The 20,257-nt window shown below is 42.8% G+C and carries 20 protein-coding genes; 10 read left to right on the forward strand and 10 right to left on the reverse strand.

From position 1 onward, the window contains the following. Positions 1–19: 19 nt before the first annotated feature. On the reverse strand, positions 20–880 hold the full coding sequence (locus OCU46_RS16120; protein ID WP_141270620.1) for a hypothetical protein: 861 nt from the start codon (positions 878–880) through the stop codon (positions 20–22). A gap of 9 nt (positions 881–889) precedes the next feature. Beyond that, on the reverse strand, positions 890–1,174 hold the full coding sequence (locus OCU46_RS16125; RefSeq protein WP_141270619.1) for a hypothetical protein: 285 nt from the start codon (positions 1,172–1,174) through the stop codon (positions 890–892). A 665-nt stretch (positions 1,175–1,839) separates the two neighbouring features. Between OCU46_RS16125 and sigZ the strand changes: the two genes are divergently transcribed. The 4 genes from sigZ to OCU46_RS16145 all read left to right on the forward strand — a co-directional run bounded on the left by sigZ (position 1,840) and on the right by OCU46_RS16145 (position 6,522). After that, positions 1,840–2,379 carry an RNA polymerase sigma factor SigZ gene (gene sigZ, locus OCU46_RS16130; protein WP_141270618.1) on the forward strand — a complete coding sequence of 180 codons (540 nt, stop codon included), beginning with the start codon at positions 1,840–1,842 and terminating at the stop codon, positions 2,377–2,379. Between the two features lie 103 nt (positions 2,380–2,482). Then, positions 2,483–3,958 carry a glutathione synthase gene (locus OCU46_RS16135; protein WP_141270617.1) on the forward strand — a complete coding sequence of 492 codons (1,476 nt, stop codon included), beginning with the start codon at positions 2,483–2,485 and terminating at the stop codon, positions 3,956–3,958. Between the two features lie 68 nt (positions 3,959–4,026). Then, complete coding sequence (locus OCU46_RS16140) at positions 4,027–5,226, forward strand: MalY/PatB family protein (RefSeq protein WP_141270616.1); 1,200 nt, start codon at positions 4,027–4,029, stop codon at positions 5,224–5,226. A 174-nt stretch (positions 5,227–5,400) separates the two neighbouring features. Then, positions 5,401–6,522: an MFS transporter gene (locus tag OCU46_RS16145; protein WP_141270615.1), complete on the forward strand. Its 1,122-nt coding sequence runs from the start codon at positions 5,401–5,403 to the stop codon at positions 6,520–6,522. Positions 6,523–6,658: 136 nt separating this feature from the next. Here the strand turns inward: OCU46_RS16145 and OCU46_RS16150 are convergent, their stop codons facing one another. From OCU46_RS16150 to OCU46_RS16160, 3 genes are all read right to left on the reverse strand, one after another. Next, on the reverse strand, positions 6,659–7,255 hold the full coding sequence (locus OCU46_RS16150) for a glutathione S-transferase family protein (protein ID WP_141270614.1): 597 nt from the start codon (positions 7,253–7,255) through the stop codon (positions 6,659–6,661). A gap of 117 nt (positions 7,256–7,372) precedes the next feature. After that, positions 7,373–8,014, reverse strand: a complete 642-nt coding sequence (locus OCU46_RS16155) for a CatB-related O-acetyltransferase (protein ID WP_141270613.1) — start codon at positions 8,012–8,014, stop codon at positions 7,373–7,375. A gap of 237 nt (positions 8,015–8,251) precedes the next feature. Continuing rightward, positions 8,252–9,133 (reverse strand): LysR substrate-binding domain-containing protein, encoded by an 882-nt coding sequence (locus OCU46_RS16160; protein WP_141270612.1) that lies wholly within the window; start codon positions 9,131–9,133, stop codon positions 8,252–8,254. Between the two features lie 153 nt (positions 9,134–9,286). On the opposite strand from OCU46_RS16160, the gene hisC reads away from it, so the two are divergent. Beyond that, positions 9,287–10,363 carry a histidinol-phosphate transaminase gene (gene hisC / locus OCU46_RS16165; protein ID WP_141270611.1) on the forward strand — a complete coding sequence of 359 codons (1,077 nt, stop codon included), beginning with the start codon at positions 9,287–9,289 and terminating at the stop codon, positions 10,361–10,363. Between the two features lie 13 nt (positions 10,364–10,376). After that, complete coding sequence (locus OCU46_RS16170) at positions 10,377–11,156, forward strand: ABC transporter substrate-binding protein (protein ID WP_141270610.1); 780 nt, start codon at positions 10,377–10,379, stop codon at positions 11,154–11,156. 91 nt (positions 11,157–11,247) lie between these two features. Here the strand turns inward: OCU46_RS16170 and OCU46_RS16175 are convergent, their stop codons facing one another. The 4 genes from OCU46_RS16175 to OCU46_RS16190 form a co-directional block, all read right to left on the reverse strand. Further along, on the reverse strand, positions 11,248–12,903 hold the full coding sequence (locus OCU46_RS16175) for a sulfatase-like hydrolase/transferase (protein WP_141270609.1): 1,656 nt from the start codon (positions 12,901–12,903) through the stop codon (positions 11,248–11,250). Between the two features lie 186 nt (positions 12,904–13,089). Beyond that, positions 13,090–14,382 (reverse strand): anaerobic sulfatase maturase, encoded by a 1,293-nt coding sequence (locus OCU46_RS16180; RefSeq protein WP_244311367.1) that lies wholly within the window; start codon positions 14,380–14,382, stop codon positions 13,090–13,092. 60 nt (positions 14,383–14,442) lie between these two features. Then, the gene (locus tag OCU46_RS16185) at positions 14,443–15,573 is read right to left on the reverse strand and encodes a DUF3179 domain-containing (seleno)protein (RefSeq protein WP_141270607.1); all 1,131 of its coding nucleotides are present in this window, start codon (positions 15,571–15,573) and stop codon (positions 14,443–14,445) included. 107 nt (positions 15,574–15,680) lie between these two features. Further along, entirely contained in the window at positions 15,681–16,493 is an 813-nt protein-coding gene (locus OCU46_RS16190; protein WP_141270606.1) for a LysR family transcriptional regulator, read from the reverse strand. A 266-nt stretch (positions 16,494–16,759) separates the two neighbouring features. Between OCU46_RS16190 and OCU46_RS16195 the strand changes: the two genes are divergently transcribed. From OCU46_RS16195 to OCU46_RS16210, 4 genes are all read left to right on the forward strand, one after another. Further along, positions 16,760–17,230 carry an ASCH domain-containing protein gene (locus OCU46_RS16195; RefSeq protein ID WP_141270605.1) on the forward strand — a complete coding sequence of 157 codons (471 nt, stop codon included), beginning with the start codon at positions 16,760–16,762 and terminating at the stop codon, positions 17,228–17,230. A 10-nt stretch (positions 17,231–17,240) separates the two neighbouring features. Next, entirely contained in the window at positions 17,241–17,876 is a 636-nt protein-coding gene (locus OCU46_RS16200) for an HD domain-containing protein (RefSeq protein ID WP_141270604.1), read from the forward strand. 184 nt (positions 17,877–18,060) lie between these two features. After that, a complete protein-coding gene (locus OCU46_RS16205; RefSeq protein ID WP_141270603.1) occupies positions 18,061–19,224 on the forward strand; it encodes a glycosyltransferase family 2 protein in 1,164 nt (387 codons plus the stop codon). Further along, entirely contained in the window at positions 19,221–19,871 is a 651-nt protein-coding gene (locus tag OCU46_RS16210; protein WP_141270602.1) for an START domain-containing protein, read from the forward strand. The genes OCU46_RS16205 and OCU46_RS16210 overlap by 4 nt, the downstream gene beginning before the upstream one ends. A gap of 38 nt (positions 19,872–19,909) precedes the next feature. Here the strand turns inward: OCU46_RS16210 and OCU46_RS16215 are convergent, their stop codons facing one another. Then, positions 19,910–20,212 carry a DUF1330 domain-containing protein gene (locus OCU46_RS16215; protein WP_141270601.1) on the reverse strand — a complete coding sequence of 101 codons (303 nt, stop codon included), beginning with the start codon at positions 20,210–20,212 and terminating at the stop codon, positions 19,910–19,912. Positions 20,213–20,257: the final 45 nt, after the last annotated feature.

Consider the following 20,257-nt stretch of genomic DNA (forward strand, 5'->3'; position numbering starts at 1 on the left):
TTTCTAGACTTCTAATGAATTAGTTCACTGTACGACTTTGTGCTAATTTTGCTCGAGCTTTATCGGCAATATTCTTATCTACACTTTTATGTGAAGAAGCATTCACAGAATAAGCCACAGATGATCCACTATGGGTATAACTGACCAAGTGGTAACCTTCGGAACTGCCGGAGGTTTTTAGAACCAAGCCAACATCAGAACAGTAAATATCAAATTCAGCTGTGCCACTCCACGGACGGATATTTTGCATCAAAATACAGTCGTTGTAGGTTGTGTTTGCAACTTTCACTGATGTTATGAACCCCAATACGGACTTAGCTCGTGCGTAAGTAGATATATTACCTACTTGATTCCATTCACTGTCTGTCGATATGACAGTTGTTCGCTCTAAATAACCTGTTGCCGAACCAAGTGAAATAATGGAATCATAATCAGCTAAAACTTCCAGATCGTTTGTAGTTGTTTCAATAATTTCTTGTCCATTAAAATTATTTCTCGATATTATTGTTTCCGTACCATCACCATTATTTGTCCATGTGTAACCACCCGAATACGTTGGATTGTTGTTTACATCGACACACTCAGATGAAAATACAGTTTTCATGTCTGAAATGTAATTATCTGTATCAGTACACACTTCATCGCTATATGTATCATCATACTGAAATTTGTATATCCCAGGCTTCGGATAATACTTATCCAGATCAACAGTGACACCGCTAGAAGCAGGAAGAGCACTTGATACAACTTTTCCGTCTGAGCCAATTACCGTAGAGCCATTAATTTGAATCTGACCTTCTACGTTTAGCACTGCATTGCTTGCCAAGGCTCCTGTACTAATAATGGAAAGTATTGCCAACACGACCGTTTTTTTATTCATTATATTCCCTTATTTTATTGTTAGACTTCCCTTAACAACAAGCTTCTCCGATATTTTATCGCTTGATGCCAGGGTAAAGACTTCACTGTCTTTTAAACTAATTGTGGTTTTTGAACCTTCTTCAACAGTAAATTGCTGATACGTAACTCCTGTATCACTGTCGACTACGGTTTCAAAATTTTTCTTAAAATCATCAGCAGAAACTACATCTCCACCAGATGAATTACTGCTGTCAGATCCACCACCACAACCAGAAAGAAGACCAATGAACACCACTAATCCTAAGTATTTCATTAAGTTACCTCTTGGTTATTTTGCACATTAGTGCAAAGAAAGATTAACAAACCGATATACGATATCGCAACGTAAGTACAATGCATTTGCGAAAAACCTCTCAAACAATAAATAATAAACATACCTAGTGTAAGAATTTATTAATGCGTAATTGAATTACTAGATTCTGTTCATAGAAACATATAATGACAAACACTTTCACTTCACAAAACCTAATACTTTCTTAATACTTGCCTAGATAAATAAAGATAGAATTGACATATAAATAAATTCAATTAACTGTAGTAAAAGTGACATAAATACTTAATAAAGTGGTGAGTAGATTTTGTTAGCTATAATCACATTCCATGAATATATATTTTCTCAATTTCTATATACCACAGGAACTAATACATATGATTTAATACTCCGTAAATAGTTTGCTCTCTAGAACTGATTCAATTCAGCATAAAAGTGACAAGCTTCCACTCAAGTGAATATTCTTATCATTGAATGTTTTTGTCACCATCAGAGATAACTGACTGCGTATTAGGCTAAAATGTTCAAGTAGAGTCTAAGTGGCAATACTAACCACAAAAATAATCAAAAAACTTTGCGTCTTTTCTCAAAGTGTTGCGTCTTAACCTCACTATCTAAAAATTCTATCGAGTTGAGAGTCTGTTCTTATGATCGCTGAGTGGCAAAATCACAAAACACAACTTCGCAGTTACGTCAGTAAGCGCATTGATGATATCGATGCTGTTGATGACATTCTGCAAGATGTTTATATCAAAGCCAGTAGCAATCTCCACCAGCTGAAATCTAAAGGCAGCCTTAAAAGTTGGCTCTACCGCATTGCGCACAACACCATTATTGATTTCTATCGTAAGCGTCAGCCTTATGAGGATCTTCCTGAAGATTTGGTAGCTGAAGAACAAGATACTGGGAAGCAAGCTCGAGAAGAGCTCGCTCAGTGTCTGCGTCCTTTAATTGAGGAATTACCTGAAAAGTATCGAACGCCACTGCGCATGGCTGAACTGGAGGGGGTTTCTCAACAAGAGATCGCTAATCAACTTGGGTTGTCCCTCTCGGGTGCGAAGAGTCGCGTTCAAAGAAGCCGAGTGAAATTTCGAGAACAACTCATGGCCTGTTGTGACTTTGAAGTGGGACAAGATGGTATTACCGATTACTCACCCAAAGATCCTGCTAATAACCCTAAGTGTTGAGCCGATAAACCTACCTAACATTTTCTGTTACTAGTGACGTCTTTTCATCGTCACTAGACAGGACACGATTGCACATTGCAATTTAAAAATTGCTGGAGTAACAATGAACAATATCCTCCACCCTCTAGTCCCACAAAGCGTCATCGAAGAGGCAAGTGAATGGGCCATCATGCATGGCGTCGCATTTCGCCAAAAAGATAACACGGCGAGGCACTGCCCATTTAGCATAGCTCCAATGACCATGGAGAAAAAGGTTTTCGAGCATTTGAAAGCAGCAACACCTCTGATAACCAAGCTCATACACAACATCTCTGAGGACCACGATTTTTTGCAATCTTCACTAGAAGCCGTCGCAAAAGCTGACCCATTTTTTGAGCGCTTGTTAGCTCTGCATCAACAAGCGCACGGAGAGATAGGACATAGAATTCGACCGGCACGCAAGCCCTTGTTGATCATGAGAACCGATTTCATGGATGATCAACAGCACGGGCCAAAAGTCATTGAATTCAATGGCATTGCCGCAGGTATGGCTCCTTTTGGTCAGCGAGCTACTGAGTTTCACGCATATTTGCAAAACCAATGGCCGGAGGTATACCAAGCTTGGTCGGAAGACCCACAAGCGATCCAAGCTGACAATCAAGGGCTAGAACAACTCGCTTATGGCATTGCACAAACAGCTCGAAAAATTCAGGCGACTTTTACCTCGGGTAAGCAACAGCATAGCCCTACCTTCCTGATGGTGGTGCAAGAAAACGAAGATAATGTGTATGACCAACACCTTCTTGAAGTCGCACTGCAGAAGTTAGGTATCAGAACCGTTCGACGTACTTTTGATCAACTCAGCACACAGCTATCTACAGGAGATAATCAACGGTTATTACTACAAGATGTTGGTGCGATTGATGTTGTCTATCTGAGAGCGGGCTATCAATATATTGATTACTGTGCGCCTAAGCTCAATGAGGAAGTGTGTTGCCAGACACTAAGCCAAACCCGCCTCTTCATAGAGCAGCACCACGTTGCGGTGAATGCCACCTTTAGTCAACAACTCGCAACCAGCAAAACCATGCAGATGCTACTTACAGCCATGCCAAGTGAAGAATACGCGCGCTGGGGCTTAGATTATTCAGATGCTGAGCTAGTTAAAAGTGTACTAGCCGACATGAGACCTATTAATAAACAGACAATCTCCTGGTTTAACACTCAGGCATCAAAGCACGAGTGGGTGCTAAAAAACCAAGGAGAAGGGGGCGGTCATTGTGTATTTGGTGAAGACATTAGCGAGAAACTGAGCCAACTTACCCCAAGTGAGTATGATGCATGGGCACTCATGCAACGCTTATATCCACATGAGCGAGACACCCCAACCATCGCGGTGCGCAATGGAAAACCTACACAAATTAACGATATTGTAAGTGAAGTTGGCCTGTTTACCGTCTACTTTGATGGCGATCCAGTAACTCAATTAGATGGATATGCGGGTTACCTGATTCGCAGCAAACCAGCAAGCGAGAATGAAGGAGGGATCCATAGCGGGCAAGGTATTTTGGATTCTTTGGCACTCGTGAATAAATTTTAATAATTTTTGCGTCTTTGTTGATTGAGCTACGTCTTACTAGCTCAATCAACATAAAAACGAGAAGTTCCATGTTTCAAACCACTCCAAGTCGCGGCGACATTAACAACAAATTTATTAAGCACGACAGTAATATGCTCAATCAAGTCTATGGCACAGATGACGTCACACCCTACTGGATTGCGGACATGGACTTTCCTATTGCTTCACCTATTAGCCAAGCGATGCAACAGTTGGTAAGTCGAGAGTCTTATTCCTATGAATTCGACTCAAAGACGGTATTTAATGCCATTTCTAAATGGAATCAGCAACGTCATAACCTAACACTGAATCCAGATCATTTTGTTCAACTACCAGGAGTACTCAGCGCAATTGCATTGCTGATCCGCGAATTTACTAATGAAGGTGATGGCGTGCTAATTCAAACACCGGTTTACCATCAATTTCGTCGTTTAATTGAGTCAGCAGGTCGAAAAGCCGTGAACAATACGCTGAACATTGAAGGGGACCGCTACTTCATGGATTTTGATGCTATTGAGCAGCAACTAGAGAGCGGTGAGGTGAAAATGATTTTGCTTTGTAATCCACATAACCCTGTTGGGCGAGTGTGGACAAAAGCGGAGCTTAAACAACTGGTTCCTATCGCTAAGAAATACAACACCTTGATCATCAGTGATGAGATTCATGGCGATGTTATTTTTGAAGGCAATACCTTTACCAGCATTGCTTCGCTAGATTATGACAACAGTCTGACGATTATTGGTTCACCCGCTAAAAATTTCGGTTTGAACAGCATCTCGAATGGTTACGTGTACAGTGATAATCAACAGTTACGAGAGAAAATTAAAGCAACAACTGTCTCTATGTCGCTAGACCATGGCAATGCGTTCACCACCCATGCCACCATCGCCGCCTACGAGCACGGAAAGGAGTGGTTCGAGGCCTTCCTAGCCTACACACAAAATACGCGCAATTGGATTGTCAGTTTTATGAAGAATGAGCTTCCACAGGTGAAGCTATTTGTTCCCGAAGGTACCAATCAGATTTGGTTTGATTTTACAGGCCTAAATCTTGAGGCCGCTGAATTGAAAGCCCTGTTATCGCAACATGCCAAGCTCGCGTTAACACCCGGCACTTGGTTTGGAGAGCCCGATGAGAACTTCTACCGAATGAATTTTGCTTCACCACTAGAGCAAATTCAAGCATCGTTAGCCTTGCTAAAATCAGCCGTTGTAGAACGTCAACAGACTCCAGAAATAGCAGTAAAGTAACAATACAAACTCTCGATAAGTTACTTGATTACTAGACCATCCATCGTTTAACACCAAATAGTGACGGAACAAAAAACCTTGTTCTGTCACCAAATGGTTAACCCACATTTCGCCTAAACATTAGCATGTCAGCACATTATTTTTGGCAACTGCTTTAACTAACAGGTGAATGGTATGAACACAGTCTCAACATTACAAAGGTTTGGGATCGGAATAAGCTTATTCTTTGGCTACGCACTCTTTGCGGTAGCATGGAAGGTGGGTGACTTTTACGTGCTATCTGTGCACACCTTTGACAATGCTCAACTTGCAGATTCTACGGCATGGTTGAACGTTGCAAAACTGGTCACAAACTTCCTGCTAGGTATTGCTGTTGCCCGTGTCGCAGCAAAATACTACTTTGCGACGGTGGGAAATGGCTTTGCTATAGGGTTGCTATTCTCTGCTGTAGGACTGGCTGTGATGGTAAATGCCAGCTCAGACTTAATGATTATGGCCGGACGAGCAATCGTTGGTCTAGGAGGTGGTCTAGTGCTGTTTTGTCAATCGCCGCTAACCGCTTCGATATTCTCAGGTAAAGAGTTGAACTTGATGAACGGGTTCAACGCTTCTGCCTACAATATTGGCATTACCGCTGCCATCACACTGTCGGCAACCATCCTAGCTCTGCCTGCGGAATCTATGGAATTAGTCACCTACGTGCTTATCGGTTTATCGCTATTTCTTGCAGCGTTAGTGTTCTTGTCACTCAATAAAGTTACCGCAAGTGAATCTGGTGAAGTTGCTTCATTTTCATCAGGATTAGTGGAAAAGTTCAACTGGGTATTCTGTTTGGTGTTTTCAGGCGCTATCGTGTTTTACACCTTATCGTTCACCTTCATCGAGCCAGCAAACATCATGAACCTTCTTTACGCCGGTGTTGTCGGTAACTTCGCTGGCATCGTATTGCTGAACAAATTTGAAATCCGAAAACTGGCGATGACCACAACGGTACTAGCCTCGCTATCAGCGATTCCATTTGTACTTGCCGGTTCGCAAGTGGCTGCCATGGCATTAGGTTTCTTCCTATTCGCGAGCCTTCCAGCTTTTATCAGCTTGGCGTACATTCGCGAAAACGTAAACCCAAGTTCTCTGGCTTTGACCTTCATGCTGTTGTGGGTGGGTAGTGATCTGTTGGTAACGGTAATGGTGAAAGTATTTGCGGCTGTTCCTACCTCTGTAGGCAACATGATCCTGTTAAGCCTTGTGGCTATTTACGGTGCGGGAACGGTGTTCATCGCAAGAAAATACAAATAGAATCAGCGATATAGATTTTGGAGTAGAAACAGATATAAAACTGTTTCTACTCTTTTAGCCATAAAGACCTTTCAAAGGTAGGTATTCGATTGAGCACATCTAAATAACCTCTTGTTTTCTTGAATGGGTAAGCCTCTTAAGACATACCAATATAACCATCAAGAGAAGCAATTTCGTCGATCCAACGCTGAATGTTGGGATAGTCGGTAAGTTCAAAACCGCCTTCATGTGCAACGTGTGTGTAGGCATACAAAGAGATGTCAGCAATAGTGATGGTACTGCCGACCAAAAATTCAGTTTCCGCCAGTTGCTGTTCCATTATAGCTAACGCTTTGTTGCCACCGGACTGCAATGAGTGGTACTCATCAACTCGATGCTCTGGCATGCCTTGGTATTTTTGAATAAAACGGGCGACGGCAATATAAGGCTCATGTGAGTATTGTTCGAAGAAAAGCCACTCGTAGACTTTGGCTTTTTGAAAGGAATCTGAGGGTAAGTAGTGCGTATCTTCGGCGAAATAACCAAGAATCGCATTGGATTCACAAAGCACCCTGCCATCATCTAGAACAACGGTTGGGATCTTCCCATTTGGGTTGAGAGACAAAAATTCAGGTGATTGTGTTTCTTTTTCAAGAATATTCACATGTTTCCACTCATGCTCTACACCAAGCAATGACAGCAACAACTTTACCTTTAAGCAGTTCCCAGACTGCAAATCCCCATAAACAATCATGCACACTCCCTGTGTCATATTGAAATCGAAAACCGAATAGCATCTTACAACGCTTGCCTATCAAGCTAATGTACTCGACTGAAAGGCAAGCGTTAAGCGCCACTCTATACTGTTTTGCTATACGTTATGTATCGCATCGTACTCGATTGAAGCCTGCTTCAATTGTTCTATGTCAGAGGCACATATCAATCGTTTTAGAGCCTCGAATTTATCACTCGGCCACTCATAGATTTTCAGCTCTAACAATTCATCAATCACTTCAGCTTCAAATCGATATTTAACGATTTTCGCAGGCGAGCCTCCCACCACACTATATGGGACAACATCTTTAGTAACGACACTGTTTGCCGCAACAATCGCACCCTCTCCAATGGAGACGCCAGGCATAATCATGGCTCTCATTCCTAGCCATGCCCCGTCACCGATATGTGTATCGCCTTTGCCGATATAGGCTTCATCTATGTAGTCCATGAACGGATAAAGACAGAACCAGTCGGCTCTGTGAGTATGATTTCCGCCCATCAAAATGACCACTTCAGCACCGATGCAGACATAGTCACCAATAAACAGCTTATCTATCTCCCATCTAGGCTCCCAATTTCGGCTTACTTCGTCACCGTGAAGATACCTTACAACAGACTCTTCAAACCCATTATCCCAGCAATCGCTGTAATAACTGTGTTCACCTTTAATGGTAATGTTAGGGTTCGTTACTGCCTCATGCAGCAACTGAAATTTCGACCAGTGTTTTTTTTGCATACTTGACCTCAAGCTAATATTTAAAAATAAAAACTATGGATAGAACAGTATGCTCGTCAGTGAATACGAGGCTGCTTGAGTAGAGGGATAAGTTGCATAACGAGGCTCTAATTTGTTGGGGAAATAATGTTAGCACACAATTGTTTTCGAGCACGCTTTCATCTAGATAAATAGGCGATACAAATACTAGAGCGAACGTTTCAATGGCTTTATCACCGTATTGAGATAAGGCGTATATTACTTTGGTAACAACCACTCCAAAAAGTCATCAATGGCTGTGCCCTTTGCCTCAGCAGGTCTCAATAAGTAATAGCTTTGTCCTGACGTCACATCATCCGGGTAAGGGCGCATTAGGCGATTCAGTCTCAAGTCTTCTTCAGCAAGAGTGACGTCTCCAACAGCAATTCCAAATCCCTGTTGAGCCGCGTTCATGGCTTGATCAAGGGTAGAAAAAGTCTGATTGCGCTTGCCCTTCTGAGACAGGCTGCCTTTTTTCTCTAGCCATAGCCCCCAATCACTTTGCATTGAATTCGCATGTAGCCAAGTAAATCGAGATAGGTCTTTGTCACTCCACTCCTTTTCTTCACCAATCACTTCTTGCCAGAGCTGCGGGGCACATATTGGTGTCAGTTTCTCTTCAAACAAAACATGCTCAGTCACCGACAGTGAGCGCGGTGGTCTTCCATACACAATAACAAGATCAAAGGATTCAAAATTGGGGAGCCGCTGATGCTTAATGCTAGAGGTTAGCTCTACTTCGATATCAGGATGAGACTGCTGAAACGACATTAAACGAGGCAGTAACCAAGAGGTCACACAACTGGGTGCGTTAAGTTTTATCCTATCTGAACGGTCGGCCGTTTCAATTACCGCTTTTCTCAAACGATTGACAATATCCTCTGCCATCGGAATTAACTTGCTACCTTCTGGTGTCAACGCAAGTCCCCTAGCCTGGCGATAAAACAATGCCACGCCAATCATCTCTTCCAAAGACTGGATCTGACGACTGATTGCCCCCTGCGTCATATTCATAGCTTGAGCGGCATGAGTGAAGTTGAGGTGTTCCGCAGTAGCCAGAAAAGCTTGTAGATTCCTAGTGGAAGGTAGACGTATGTTCATTTGGCACTCTATCCATGAATTATTTGCATGGCTAGTATGTCTTTATTTCGATTCTTACACAAAAGTTTTTTGATTAGATTAATCACATAGACAGTCAATAAATAAATCATTAAGCACAAAAAATGATTTAGCATTCAAAAAGAGATAATACTAATGACGTCACTGGCTTCAAAATTAGCGCCTGAGAGCATAAAAAAATTAATACCATATCAATCAGCGCGCCGTATTGGCGGTTCAGGCCGCCTTTGGCTTAATGCAAATGAACTGGAACAAGGTGTTCACTATGGTGAGCATGCTTCTGACTACAATCGATATCCTGATTTTTTACCCCATGATATCGCGCAAGCTTATCAAGAGTATTGCCAAACCGAGGTTCCTGCAGTGGCCGTTCGTGGTGCAGACGAAGCGATTGATCTTCTGATCCGAACCTTCTGTCAGCCGGGCAAAGATAAGATATTAATCAGCTCTCCAACTTACGCCATGTATGAATTTTGTGCCGACGCATTGGCCATTGAGACTATTGATATTCCGCTAAAAGGGGAAGCTTTTAACCTTGATGTTGAAGCGATCATCAAACAGGCATCTCAAGCAAAAATTGTGTTCTTGTGTTCACCAAATAATCCAACGGGTAACCTGCTTTCTCGCGATGATATCATCCGTGTTCTTGAGGGCACTCAGCAAGAAGCCATTGTTGTCGTTGATGAAGCCTATATCGAATTCGAACTAGCAGAAACCGTTGCCAATCTGATTGAACAATACCCTAATTTGGTCGTGATCCGCACTCTATCAAAGGCATTTGGCTTAGCTGCTGTGCGTTGCGGGTTTATTCTTGCTGCACAAGAAGTGATGGAATATGTGATGAAGCTTATTCCCCCGTATCCAATGCCAGATTGCTCGGCCAAGATAGTACTAGAAGCCCTATCTGCTGAGGGCATCGATATTGCAATGAGTAACACTCACAGTATTATTCAAACAAGGCAACGCTTTGTTGACGCCATTCAAAACATAGATTGGATAGAACATATCTATCCATCATCTACCAACTTTGTGCTAATTCGCACACACGCTGACGCAGAGCTTTTTGATTATTTAAAGGAGCAAGGAGTAGTTACTCGTAACCAATCTCATGAGCCTGCATTAAAGAACTGTGTCAGAATCACGATAGGTTCACCAGAGTCGATGCAAGAAGTCGCCGAACTTATCAACCAATACTCATTTTCATCGCTCTAAAAGGGAATTAAGAATGAAAAAACTCCTACTTGCACTTACTTTCGTTGCGTCACTTGGATCAGTTACAGCAATGGCAAAAGAGGTGCGTTTGGCATCAGATTTTACTTATCCGCCTTTTAACTACAAAAATGCCGAAGGCACGCCTGTTGGTTTTGATATTGAGATTGCAGATGCATTGTGCGAGCAAGCTGAGCTTAAGTGCACTTGGGTTTCGCAAGGCTGGGATTCATTAATCCCAAGTCTATTAGCACGTAAATCAGACGTTATTATGGCGTCAATGCGTATCACTGAAGAACGTAAAAAACGCATTCTATTTACCGACAAGTACTACCAAACTCCGGCGCGATTTGTTGCCAACTCTGATAGCAATTTCGCTATTGATGAAGATGGGTTGAAAGGTAAAGTTATTGGTGTTCAACAAGGCACTATTCACGACCGTTACGTGACTGACAAATTTGGCAAGATTGCTGATATCAAGCGTTATGGCGGTCAAGATGAAGTGTATATCGATATGCAAAATGGTCGCTTGGATGCCACATTTGGCAACTCTGATCAGCTAGCGCTGGCTTTCTTGGACAAAGAGATTGGCCAAGGATTTGAGTTTAAGGGTGAGGCGGTGACTGATAAAGCTTACATTGGTGAAGGCACAGCATTGGCACTGCGTCAGCAAGACAAAGAATTAGCAGAGAAGTTTAACAAAGCAATCGCTGAGATCCGTGCAAACGGTACCTACGACAAGATTGCAGCTAAGTACTTCAGCTTTGATATCTATGGCGAAGAACTAGCGAAATAACAATCAAAACGAGCTTGTCGCTTTAAGTATGCAAACGCCTAAAGCGAGACAGAAATAAGAAGGGATCAGCTTGGCTGATCCCTTTTCTATATTACTCAATGAAAATAAGTGGCTCACTGAGTTTCTTAGTATCAGGGTTCAATAGTTCCATGCCTGTGTAGGCTGGCCCATGCCCTGCTTTCTTATTTGGATATTTCTCCATCATCATTTCGTGGCGCTCTCTCATTCGAGTAAACGATCTGCCGTGCATGACCATATTAACCAACAATGGCGATTGCTCTCTTGGGTCATTGAGCAAGTCATAATAGGTCGAGCCAATACCACTTGATGCGGTAGGGTCGGTGTTGATCCAGTGCATCTTGTAGTGTTTCTTAACCGTGGCGCCTAGTTTATCTCCCGAATAAATATGAACATAATCTCGACGTCCATGAGTATCACCATTGAGTAGCAACGAGGTCTGATCGATACCATCAATCACTCTGTCATCTGGAATGTTTTGTGTCGCTTTACCTAGTCGAGCAAACGTAGTGTAAAGGTCGGTCACATGGATAATATCTCCAACTGTTTGTCCTGGTTCTATCATTCCTGGCCACCAAGCTTGAGCGGTTACTCGAACTCCGCCCTCAGTAAAGTCGCCTTTACCACCTCGGAACAGGCCTTCACCCATACCTAGCCCCGCTGGAGGGTTGTGTGTCATTGGCCCATTATCTGCCATAGCAATCACCAAGGTATTCTCTTCAATGCCCGCTTTTTTCAGCGTCTCCATCAAAGCACCTGCCGAAGGGTCTAGATTATTTTGATACGCATCACCGACGATACCTCGCTGGCGAGATGACTTCTTCTGCTCAGGAATAAAAGACACCCATTGTGGCCACCAAGCAACATAGAACGGCTGTTTCGCTGCCGCATTGGTTTCAATAAACTGCAACGCTCTTCGCTCTGCTTCTTTATCAAACTGGTTATAACAATCTAGCGAGACACCACACCACTCCTTCGCTTCTTCCCCTTTATGCCCTTCATAGAAAAGAACAATGTCATCACTCATATAGGTATCATCTAAGTGATAAGGATCTGGCGCTAGGACTGACTCCTTAAAGCCTAGCGTGGCATTGGCAGCTTCACCTTGCTCATTCCAAATACTTGCGACTTGGTTGTAAATGGCGGCAAAAGCCACATCAAAACCTTGGTTGTGCATATAAGACTCTTCGATATCACCAAGGTGTGCTTTACCAAAGAAGCCTGTTGCGTATCCTGCTTCGGACAAGATATTCGCCGTGGTGACTGACTCTTCTGAAATACCATGATACTCAACAGGGAAGCCGACTCGGTACATGCCGTTTCGGATAGGGTGCTGCCCTGTTAGAGCAGCGGCTCGAGTTGGTGTACAAGATGGCTCTGTGTACATACGACTGAACAGCATCCCCTCATCTGCCATTTGGTTTAGATTTGGCGTCTCATATCCTCGCGCTTGTTGAATAGCAGGTACGCCGATTGCCCCCATGGGCTGGTCATCCCACATAAAGTGAACAATATTGGGAGGTGTTCCATATTCCTTTTCTAACTCCGCAAGCTTCGCGTCCAGATCCTTGTCTTCAACTTCCCAAACCTTTCCATTTTGGGCTTCAAGAATATAGTACTCTGCGTCATGCACGACGTTTGAGTTAGCCGATACTGCCAACGGAAGTATGGATAACGCGAGTGGTAACAATTTAAAGTTACTCAGTCGCCTGTTGGTTAAAATAGTCATGTATATACCTACTTTGAATTAAAATTTAATATTGAAGTGATATATAATATTCCCTTAATAATATCACCAGATATTAGAGCCAATGTAATAATGGCATTTAGAGCTTGTTAATTTAAGTGATAGTGGCTATTCCATTTGCGACTAGCGTTCTATTCTATTTTTAATTTAAATTATTAAAGCTAATGGCTATACGTGTGTATATTTACCATTTGCTACAGGTTGCTTGAGGGTTCGGAGTATTTGAGAGAAATCTTTATCAGCATGACTAAAGAATTTATGCCAACCTGCACATAAATAATTTAAGCCCGCTTCGCCATTTTCAGTCTTTATGAATCGGTTTTTAGGGCACTCACCAAAGCAAGCAAACTGATAATCACACTGTTGGCACTTTTTCGGTAACTGGTTGATTTTATCTAGCCCAAACATCGCTTGCTTGCTGCTGTAGGCCAAGGTCTCGAGATCATCTTCTAGAATACTGCCAGTCTTATATTCTGGATAAACAAAATGGTCACACGTATAGACGTCACCGTTGGGCTCCATAGCCATGCCCTTACCGCAGACAGGACCTAATGTGCACATTGGGTTTTGACGACCAGACCACGCTTGAAGGATCGCTTCAAAATACTGAATATGAACGCGGCCAATGTCTTTTTGGTACCACTCATCAAAGATGGCTATCAAGAAGTTACCCCATGCCACATCACTGACGCACCAAGGCTCTACAATCGAGCGTGAATTACCTGGAATCAACGATTTATCGCCTTGCTTTGGAATGAGCAAGTTGTTATTTGTTGAGTCTGGAGCAAACTCTCTAAAGTCTCTCTTCTCTACTATTGGAATGAACTGCATCATTGGCGAACGCACTTCGTCGCGCAAAAATCGATACACTTCTAATGGGTTACGACTGGTCAAGTTGTTCACACACGTCAGCGTGGTAAATTGGATCTGATGCTTGTGAAACAAATCCACGGTTTTCATCACTTTGTTGAACGTTCCTCGTCCTGATTTATTAGTTCGGTAACTGTCGTGCAGCATCTGCGGGCCATCAATACTAAGACCTACAAGAAAGTTGTTGCGTTTAAGAAACTGACACCACTTATCGTCAATGAGCGTACCGTTGGTTTGTAAGTCATTTAGGATTTCAACATTGTTTGGGCAATATTTATCTTGCAGTGCAACCACTCTTTCAAAGAAATCCACACCCAACAAAGTAGGCTCTCCACCTTGCCAAGAAAATATGATCTGTGGTGCATTTTGAGAAGTAATATAATTGCGAATATAATGCTCTAATGTTTCATCCTCAATTTCTGGAGAGCAACCCTTTTTATAATCTAATAGTCCCTGCTTGCTTAAATAGTAACAGTAATTACAATCGATATTACATACAGCACCAATTGGTTTTGCCATAATATGCATTCTTTTAATTTCTTTTCCGTTGAAATTATTATTGACAACATTTGAATTTAAAATAGTACTCATAACTACCTCTTAAACTAGAGTAGAAAGACAAGGACGAATTGTTATTAAATAATTGGATGTTTAATTGACTAATTGCGTTTGTGGGAACCAGTGACTCCAGATCATCCACGGCATTCCTGAATATAAGTTAGCGCGCTCAAGCTTACCCATATCGTATGAACCGTACGGGTCAACCTCTGTTACTTCCCAGTCGCGACTATCATCAACAAAATATGCTGCTACTGTTTGATACTCGTCATAATTCACAAAAAGAATTTTCTGATCTGATAACTCAACAACAAACTGTGTTTTATCGGCAAAATCGTTTGCTGACACAGCTAAGGATTCATCGTTTACATGAATACCCCAAATTTGCTCGCCCGTTGGTAATCTGTCGTCTTCTAGGCTCAAGGTTGGGAACATTGGCTCGCCAGCGTAGTGCGGTTCCATCGCCTTATCAAACAGCATTAACGTAGCATGGTCATACAAAAACGGTTCATAATTAAACACTTCACCTTCTGGATACAACGCTTTAAACGATTCCCAAGGCATACGCTGAACTGGGTATTGCTCGAGTTCGCTTTGACTGTATTCTGCAGTCGCGGTCACTTGCTGAATCAACTCACCACTATTACGGTCAGTAAAAATAAGGTTGTTATGAACCTGCGCAATGATCTTAAAATCTGTCGGTTGGCCGTTCATGTTTGGGTTAAACGCTAGTGGCAAATTACTTAGAGCGCAGTAGGTCATCACTGTATCTTGGCCACCAACAACATCACCCGCAATATGTGGCAATTGCATCCAATCTCTTGGATAAGCACGCGCATCACCATCAATCTCAAGTACAAAAACGTCGTCACTTGACTTCAAGCGCAGGTCCGCTTCTTCTACCGACATAAAGCTTGCGTTGTGCTGCTGTGAGCGCAACCAAAAATCAGGAGCAAACCAGTTAATCAGGAAAGTACAACCAAGAATTGAAATAGCATATAGTGACAATACTAACTTACTGAATATCTTGTTACGGATGGACAAGAAAAGCACTGAGATAGCAAGTAGCAGCATAGAAACGGTCAGCATTCCCTTGTATTGAAACAAGGTAAACACCCAATCACGAGGCATATTGATAAGTTGACCACCTTCGGTCAATGCCACTGAACCTAGCGCCCCAATAACTAAACTAAGCGCTACTAAAATCAGAATTGCTTTCTTCACATTGCCACCTTAACTTTGCTTAACATTTGAGCTAAGTCTAAAGCTAGGCTCCTGCGTAGCACAGGAATAGCAACTATCACTATTAGTGATTGAGGGACGGTTTAGGATTAATCAAACAAGTGAGATACGGTTCGTGGCTGCGCAATAATGGGATGCAATAGCGTTGTAAGCCATTTCATTTTAGCGCTTCGTCTCGTCGCAGATTTTGTCACTAGCGCCATATCTAGCTTTATTTTTGGGGCTTTGGCGGGATCACAAACTCGATAGCGCAACGTCTGATACTCATCCATTAACTGTGTGAGTAGCACTTGGTTATCCACCACAATGGTTGGCTCAAGTCTCGGGGCTAGCTGCTGATACAAATTGGTGTAATCATTGAATCCAGGAACAAGGTATTTCACAAACTCACCACTCTCGTGACCAATAATGCTCCCTGTACCCGAGTGCAAGTATTGCTCATGAAATGCTTGGTTTCGACCATTCATTGTTGTGACACCAATATCAACAGCTCCATCAAGGATCAACTGCTCACTCTGTTTATTCCATTGCAATAACTCAATGTGCGCATTGGTGTGTTGGCGAATAGCACTTATGACGTCTCTGCCATAAGCAATGATATAAGGCTCCATCATATGAATGGTAATTCTTTCTATGTTCTTTGCAGAGAAGACTGTTGGTTGTACAGCCTTAGTCAAAGCGTCCAGTGCTTCGCTCACCCTTGGCTCTATCTCAATCGCATAAGCGGTCGGACTAAATCCATTTTCATCTCGAATGAACAGAGGATCTTCTAGCTCTTCTCTTAACTGCGCTAAGATTTTGGATACGTAGGACTGTGAAAAACCACTGCGTTTGGCCGCAGCAGAAGTAGAACGTGTTTCCATTAACAAAAGAAACATGTCTAGCATTTTAATTTCCAGCATCGCATTCCTCGTTCGTGTGCAAAGTCGTAAGCCAATCTGTTCATCATAGCAGTGATAGTTTAGTGCGACTGTAAGCTGGCAAACCAGCACATTGTCATTAGCTCAATCTATACTGGTTACTATCAGGTTTCAATCGTGCACAGGTCACATAACATACTGAAAAAAGAGTATAAAACCGAAATACACTTCACTAAAAATTGCAATCAAGCTGTTCAACTGTCACTGGCTAGATAAGCTAGTTGTAGATTACTTTTGAGAGCTCAACTATGCCGAACAAACACGATACTCTGCTTAATAAATATCTCGCGACACTCAATGATGCACAGCGACAAAGCATAGGCACGATCAACGCTGATCACTTCTGCGCCGATGAATTCAATGCCAACGAATGTGCTCAATTAGTCGCCAAGGGAAAGAAGCGCGCGACGTGTAGCTTGAAAGTTGGTTATGACAAGGAGAATGTTCCCCTTCCGAAACAAAGTGATCTCACTATCGTATTGGATTGGTCTCAAAACCCTGTCTGCATTATTAAAACCCATAAGGTTGAGACCAGGCCCTTCAAGGAGATTGATGCGGAGTTTGCTGCGTTAGAGGGAGAAGGTGATGGCAGTTTTGAATGGTGGCAGAAAGAACACACCCACTTTTTCTCAGAATACGCCAAAGAGATCAGTGTTAGTTTCAATGAAGATTCTGAAATAGTGCTAGAGTATTTTGAGAAGGTTTTCCCGATTGAATAGAGCATGTTAAATGAAACTACCCACTGACTTTGAGGAGCAATTCGAATCTTTCATCCGAAAAGAGATGAAAACCGATGCTGCCCATGATCTGAGCCATGTGCAACGAGTCGTGGTTACCGCTAAGCTTCTGGCTCAACAAGAAAAAGCAAACCTTTGGGTTGTATTACCTGCGGCCTATCTCCATGACTGCTTTTCTTTTCCTAAAGACCATCCAGAGCGGCACCTTAGCTCTCAATTAGCAGCAGATAAAGCGGTGCAATTTCTTGCCTCTATTAAATACCCTACCGACACTTACGAAGATATTTACCACGCCATCAGCGCACATAGCTATAGCGCCAATATCCCACCCAAAACCATAGAAGCCCAAGTCGTACAGGATGCTGATAGACTCGATTCACTTGGTGCTATTGGCATTGCCCGCTGCATCCAAGTAAGCAACAGTTTCAACGCTGCGCTCTACTCGCCAGTTGATCCATTCGCCGAACAGCGCGAATTAGACGACAAAGCCTATGCGGTTGATCACTTCTTTGAAAAGCTGTTCAAGCTACCTGAAACCATGAATACCAAATCGGCAATAAAAGAAGCCAATAAGCGGGTCATCTTCATGCGTCAGTATTTAAACCAACTTAGACAAGAGATTGGGTAACCCTCCCCCCCTACCAACAATAAAACTGTAAGCAAATGAAAATAACAGACAGTAAAAGTTAGAACCACATCACATAACTTGATAGCGTATCTGCACCGTCTTTTTTGCTGCATGGATGCCAAGATAAGCAACTGTTTTTCAAACTTGGAGCCGCTTAAATTTTAGGGTGCTTAAAGGTTATTTCATGTTACTACTTATTCTGTCAGTCTTTTGTTTACTGACGGTTGCGGTGTTTATTTTCAGGTTACTTCGACTTGCTAAACAGCGCATCCACATTCCCGACTCTACACAAGATAGAAACGATTGGCCTAAGGTTTCAATCATTATCCCTGCGCGCAATGAAGCCGAAAATATCACCGGTTCACTTGGAAGCGTACTTCAACAAGACTACCCCTCCGATAAGCTAGAAATCATTGTTATTGATGATTTTTCTGATGATGGCACTAAAGAAATTGCCGAAGGATTGATGGCTCAGTCTGAGTTTTCAGCGCAATGCATTCAAGGAAGAGCGCTTCCAAAAGGATGGCTAGGAAAAAGTAACGCCTGCATGTGGGGAGCGACTCACGCGACGGGTGATTACCTGTTTTTCATTGACGCTGATACACACTCTTCACCACATATGATCAAGAGTGTTATCGACTTTACGCAGGCTCGAGATATCGAGATGCTGTCATTTAATCCTCAGCAAGTGATGGTATCAAAGGGTGAAAAATCTCTACTACCTGGGATCTTCCTCTCTACAGCCAACTCGATGGATTTTGTCGCTTCTAATGACCCGACACAGCAAGAAGCTATTGCTAACGGTCAAGCTATGTTGTTTAAGGCAGAAAGCTACCGGGCTGTTAATGGGCATGAACTCGTTAAAAGCGATGTTTCCGAAGACTTGGCGTTTGCCAAGAAAATGAAACAGCGTGGCTTTCGTATTTTCTGGGCATTTGCAGACTCTCTGATGCGCACCCGCATGTACACCAGTGCCAATGAAATTTGGCAGGGCTTCTCAAAAAACATGAACCGAATTGTGAAAGCGGAAACCTTACCGCTAGCAACTTGGTATTGGGTTAAGTGTCAGTGGATCGCTTGGATGGCACCAACATTGCTAATTGTATCGCTACTTCAGTATCAACAAACACCTTCACAGATTAGTACTTTAGTGCTCGGGATAAACCTGATTACGAGCCTTGTCCTGCTTGGTACTTTCACAGGGCTAGTTAGGGAGCTCTCTGTACCTATTCGTCATGCGATATTCGTTCCCTTTGGCATTAGCATGAATGGTTTTCTTGCGCTCAATGCTTGGCGATTACAAAAGTTAAACCGTGTGGTTTGGAAAAATAGGAGTTTGCCACAATGAACATCAAAAACGTGATTGCACTGCTTGTTGCAACACTGTCCTTCAACGCTTTTGCTGACACGACCAGCTGGAAAGAAGTAAAAAACAGCCACGGTATTACTGTCTACAACCGCAGTATCGAGGGTAGTAGCTTTAAAGCGTTTAGAGCTGAGATGACCGTTGAGTCAGACCTAACGACGCTAATGGCCGTTTTTAACGATGTGGATGTGGGTACCACTTGGGTCGAGAATGTCGATGAAATGCGCCTAGTGAAAGCAAGCTCGAACATGGATAACGTAACCTACGCTATGACTAAAGCGCCTTGGCCTGTAGCCGATAGAGACTCCGTTGTTCATAACCACATTAGCCAAGACCCTGAAACCTTAGCTGTGACTATCAAACAACAAGCGGTTCCAGATGAATTGCCTCGCACTAAGAACAAGGTGCGTATAGAAACCTTGCATAGCACTTGGGTATTTACGCCTATCAGTGAAAAGGAAACACGCGTTACCTATCAAGTGTTCACCGAACCTGGTGGTAGTTTACCTGCTTGGTTAGTCAATAAAGTGGCTATTTCACAGCCTTATAAAACCTTCCAAGGCTTGCGTGAAATGTCGCAAAAGCCGGACTACCAAAAATCACCAGTCGAAGGCATCTACAACCTGTAATTGAATGACACAAAGCCCCTATTAGGGGCTTTGTTTTTTTAGGCTAAGTCATCGGTTCCTTCAATTAAGAAATGATGACTGATCGAGCCCTCACTGCGGGCCTTGAAGTGAGGAACATAATCAGGTTCGGTCATGAAAGCCTGTGCAGCTTGTTTAGAAGGCCACTCAATAATAACTCGCAGTGCAGGATCCTCCCCCTTACCTTCCAAGCGTTCATGGCTGCCCGTTCGAGCCAAATATTTGCCACCATGTTTAGCCACCGCAGCATAGGTTGGTGCGATGTAGTCGGCAATCCAAGCATCGGTAGTGGGTGTCACTTCAAGTACAGAGTAATAAGCCATAGTGCTGTCCTTGCCTATGAGTTTAATGAGTAATCTTTGTCTCTT

The organism is Vibrio comitans (assembly GCA_024346835.1).
GTDB classification, from domain to species: Bacteria; Pseudomonadota; Gammaproteobacteria; order Enterobacterales; family Vibrionaceae; genus Vibrio; species Vibrio comitans.

Excerpts from the sequence above, each read along its gene's own strand:
- OCU46_RS16120 (WP_141270620.1), bottom strand. The coding sequence starts at position 880 with ATGAATAAAAAAACGGTCGTGTTGGCAATACTTTCCATTATTAGTACA.
- OCU46_RS16125 (WP_141270619.1), bottom strand. The coding sequence starts at position 1,174 with ATGAAATACTTAGGATTAGTGGTGTTCATTGGTCTTCTTTCTGGTTGT.
- sigZ (WP_141270618.1), top strand. The coding sequence starts at position 1,840 with ATGATCGCTGAGTGGCAAAATCACAAAACACAACTTCGCAGTTACGTC.
- OCU46_RS16135 (WP_141270617.1), top strand. The coding sequence starts at position 2,483 with ATGAACAATATCCTCCACCCTCTAGTCCCACAAAGCGTCATCGAAGAG.
- OCU46_RS16140 (WP_141270616.1), top strand. The coding sequence starts at position 4,027 with ATGTTTCAAACCACTCCAAGTCGCGGCGACATTAACAACAAATTTATT.
- OCU46_RS16145 (WP_141270615.1), top strand. The coding sequence starts at position 5,401 with ATGAACACAGTCTCAACATTACAAAGGTTTGGGATCGGAATAAGCTTA.
- OCU46_RS16150 (WP_141270614.1), bottom strand. The coding sequence starts at position 7,255 with ATGATTGTTTATGGGGATTTGCAGTCTGGGAACTGCTTAAAGGTAAAG.
- OCU46_RS16155 (WP_141270613.1), bottom strand. The coding sequence starts at position 8,014 with ATGCAAAAAAAACACTGGTCGAAATTTCAGTTGCTGCATGAGGCAGTA.
- OCU46_RS16160 (WP_141270612.1), bottom strand. The coding sequence starts at position 9,133 with ATGAACATACGTCTACCTTCCACTAGGAATCTACAAGCTTTTCTGGCT.
- hisC (WP_141270611.1), top strand. The coding sequence starts at position 9,287 with ATGACGTCACTGGCTTCAAAATTAGCGCCTGAGAGCATAAAAAAATTA.
- OCU46_RS16170 (WP_141270610.1), top strand. The coding sequence starts at position 10,377 with ATGAAAAAACTCCTACTTGCACTTACTTTCGTTGCGTCACTTGGATCA.
- OCU46_RS16175 (WP_141270609.1), bottom strand. The coding sequence starts at position 12,903 with ATGACTATTTTAACCAACAGGCGACTGAGTAACTTTAAATTGTTACCA.
- OCU46_RS16180 (WP_244311367.1), bottom strand. The coding sequence starts at position 14,382 with ATGAGTACTATTTTAAATTCAAATGTTGTCAATAATAATTTCAACGGA.
- OCU46_RS16190 (WP_141270606.1), bottom strand. The coding sequence starts at position 16,493 with ATGCTGGAAATTAAAATGCTAGACATGTTTCTTTTGTTAATGGAAACA.
- OCU46_RS16195 (WP_141270605.1), top strand. The coding sequence starts at position 16,760 with ATGCCGAACAAACACGATACTCTGCTTAATAAATATCTCGCGACACTC.
- OCU46_RS16200 (WP_141270604.1), top strand. The coding sequence starts at position 17,241 with ATGAAACTACCCACTGACTTTGAGGAGCAATTCGAATCTTTCATCCGA.
- OCU46_RS16205 (WP_141270603.1), top strand. The coding sequence starts at position 18,061 with ATGTTACTACTTATTCTGTCAGTCTTTTGTTTACTGACGGTTGCGGTG.
- OCU46_RS16210 (WP_141270602.1), top strand. The coding sequence starts at position 19,221 with ATGAACATCAAAAACGTGATTGCACTGCTTGTTGCAACACTGTCCTTC.
- OCU46_RS16215 (WP_141270601.1), bottom strand. The coding sequence starts at position 20,212 with ATGGCTTATTACTCTGTACTTGAAGTGACACCCACTACCGATGCTTGG.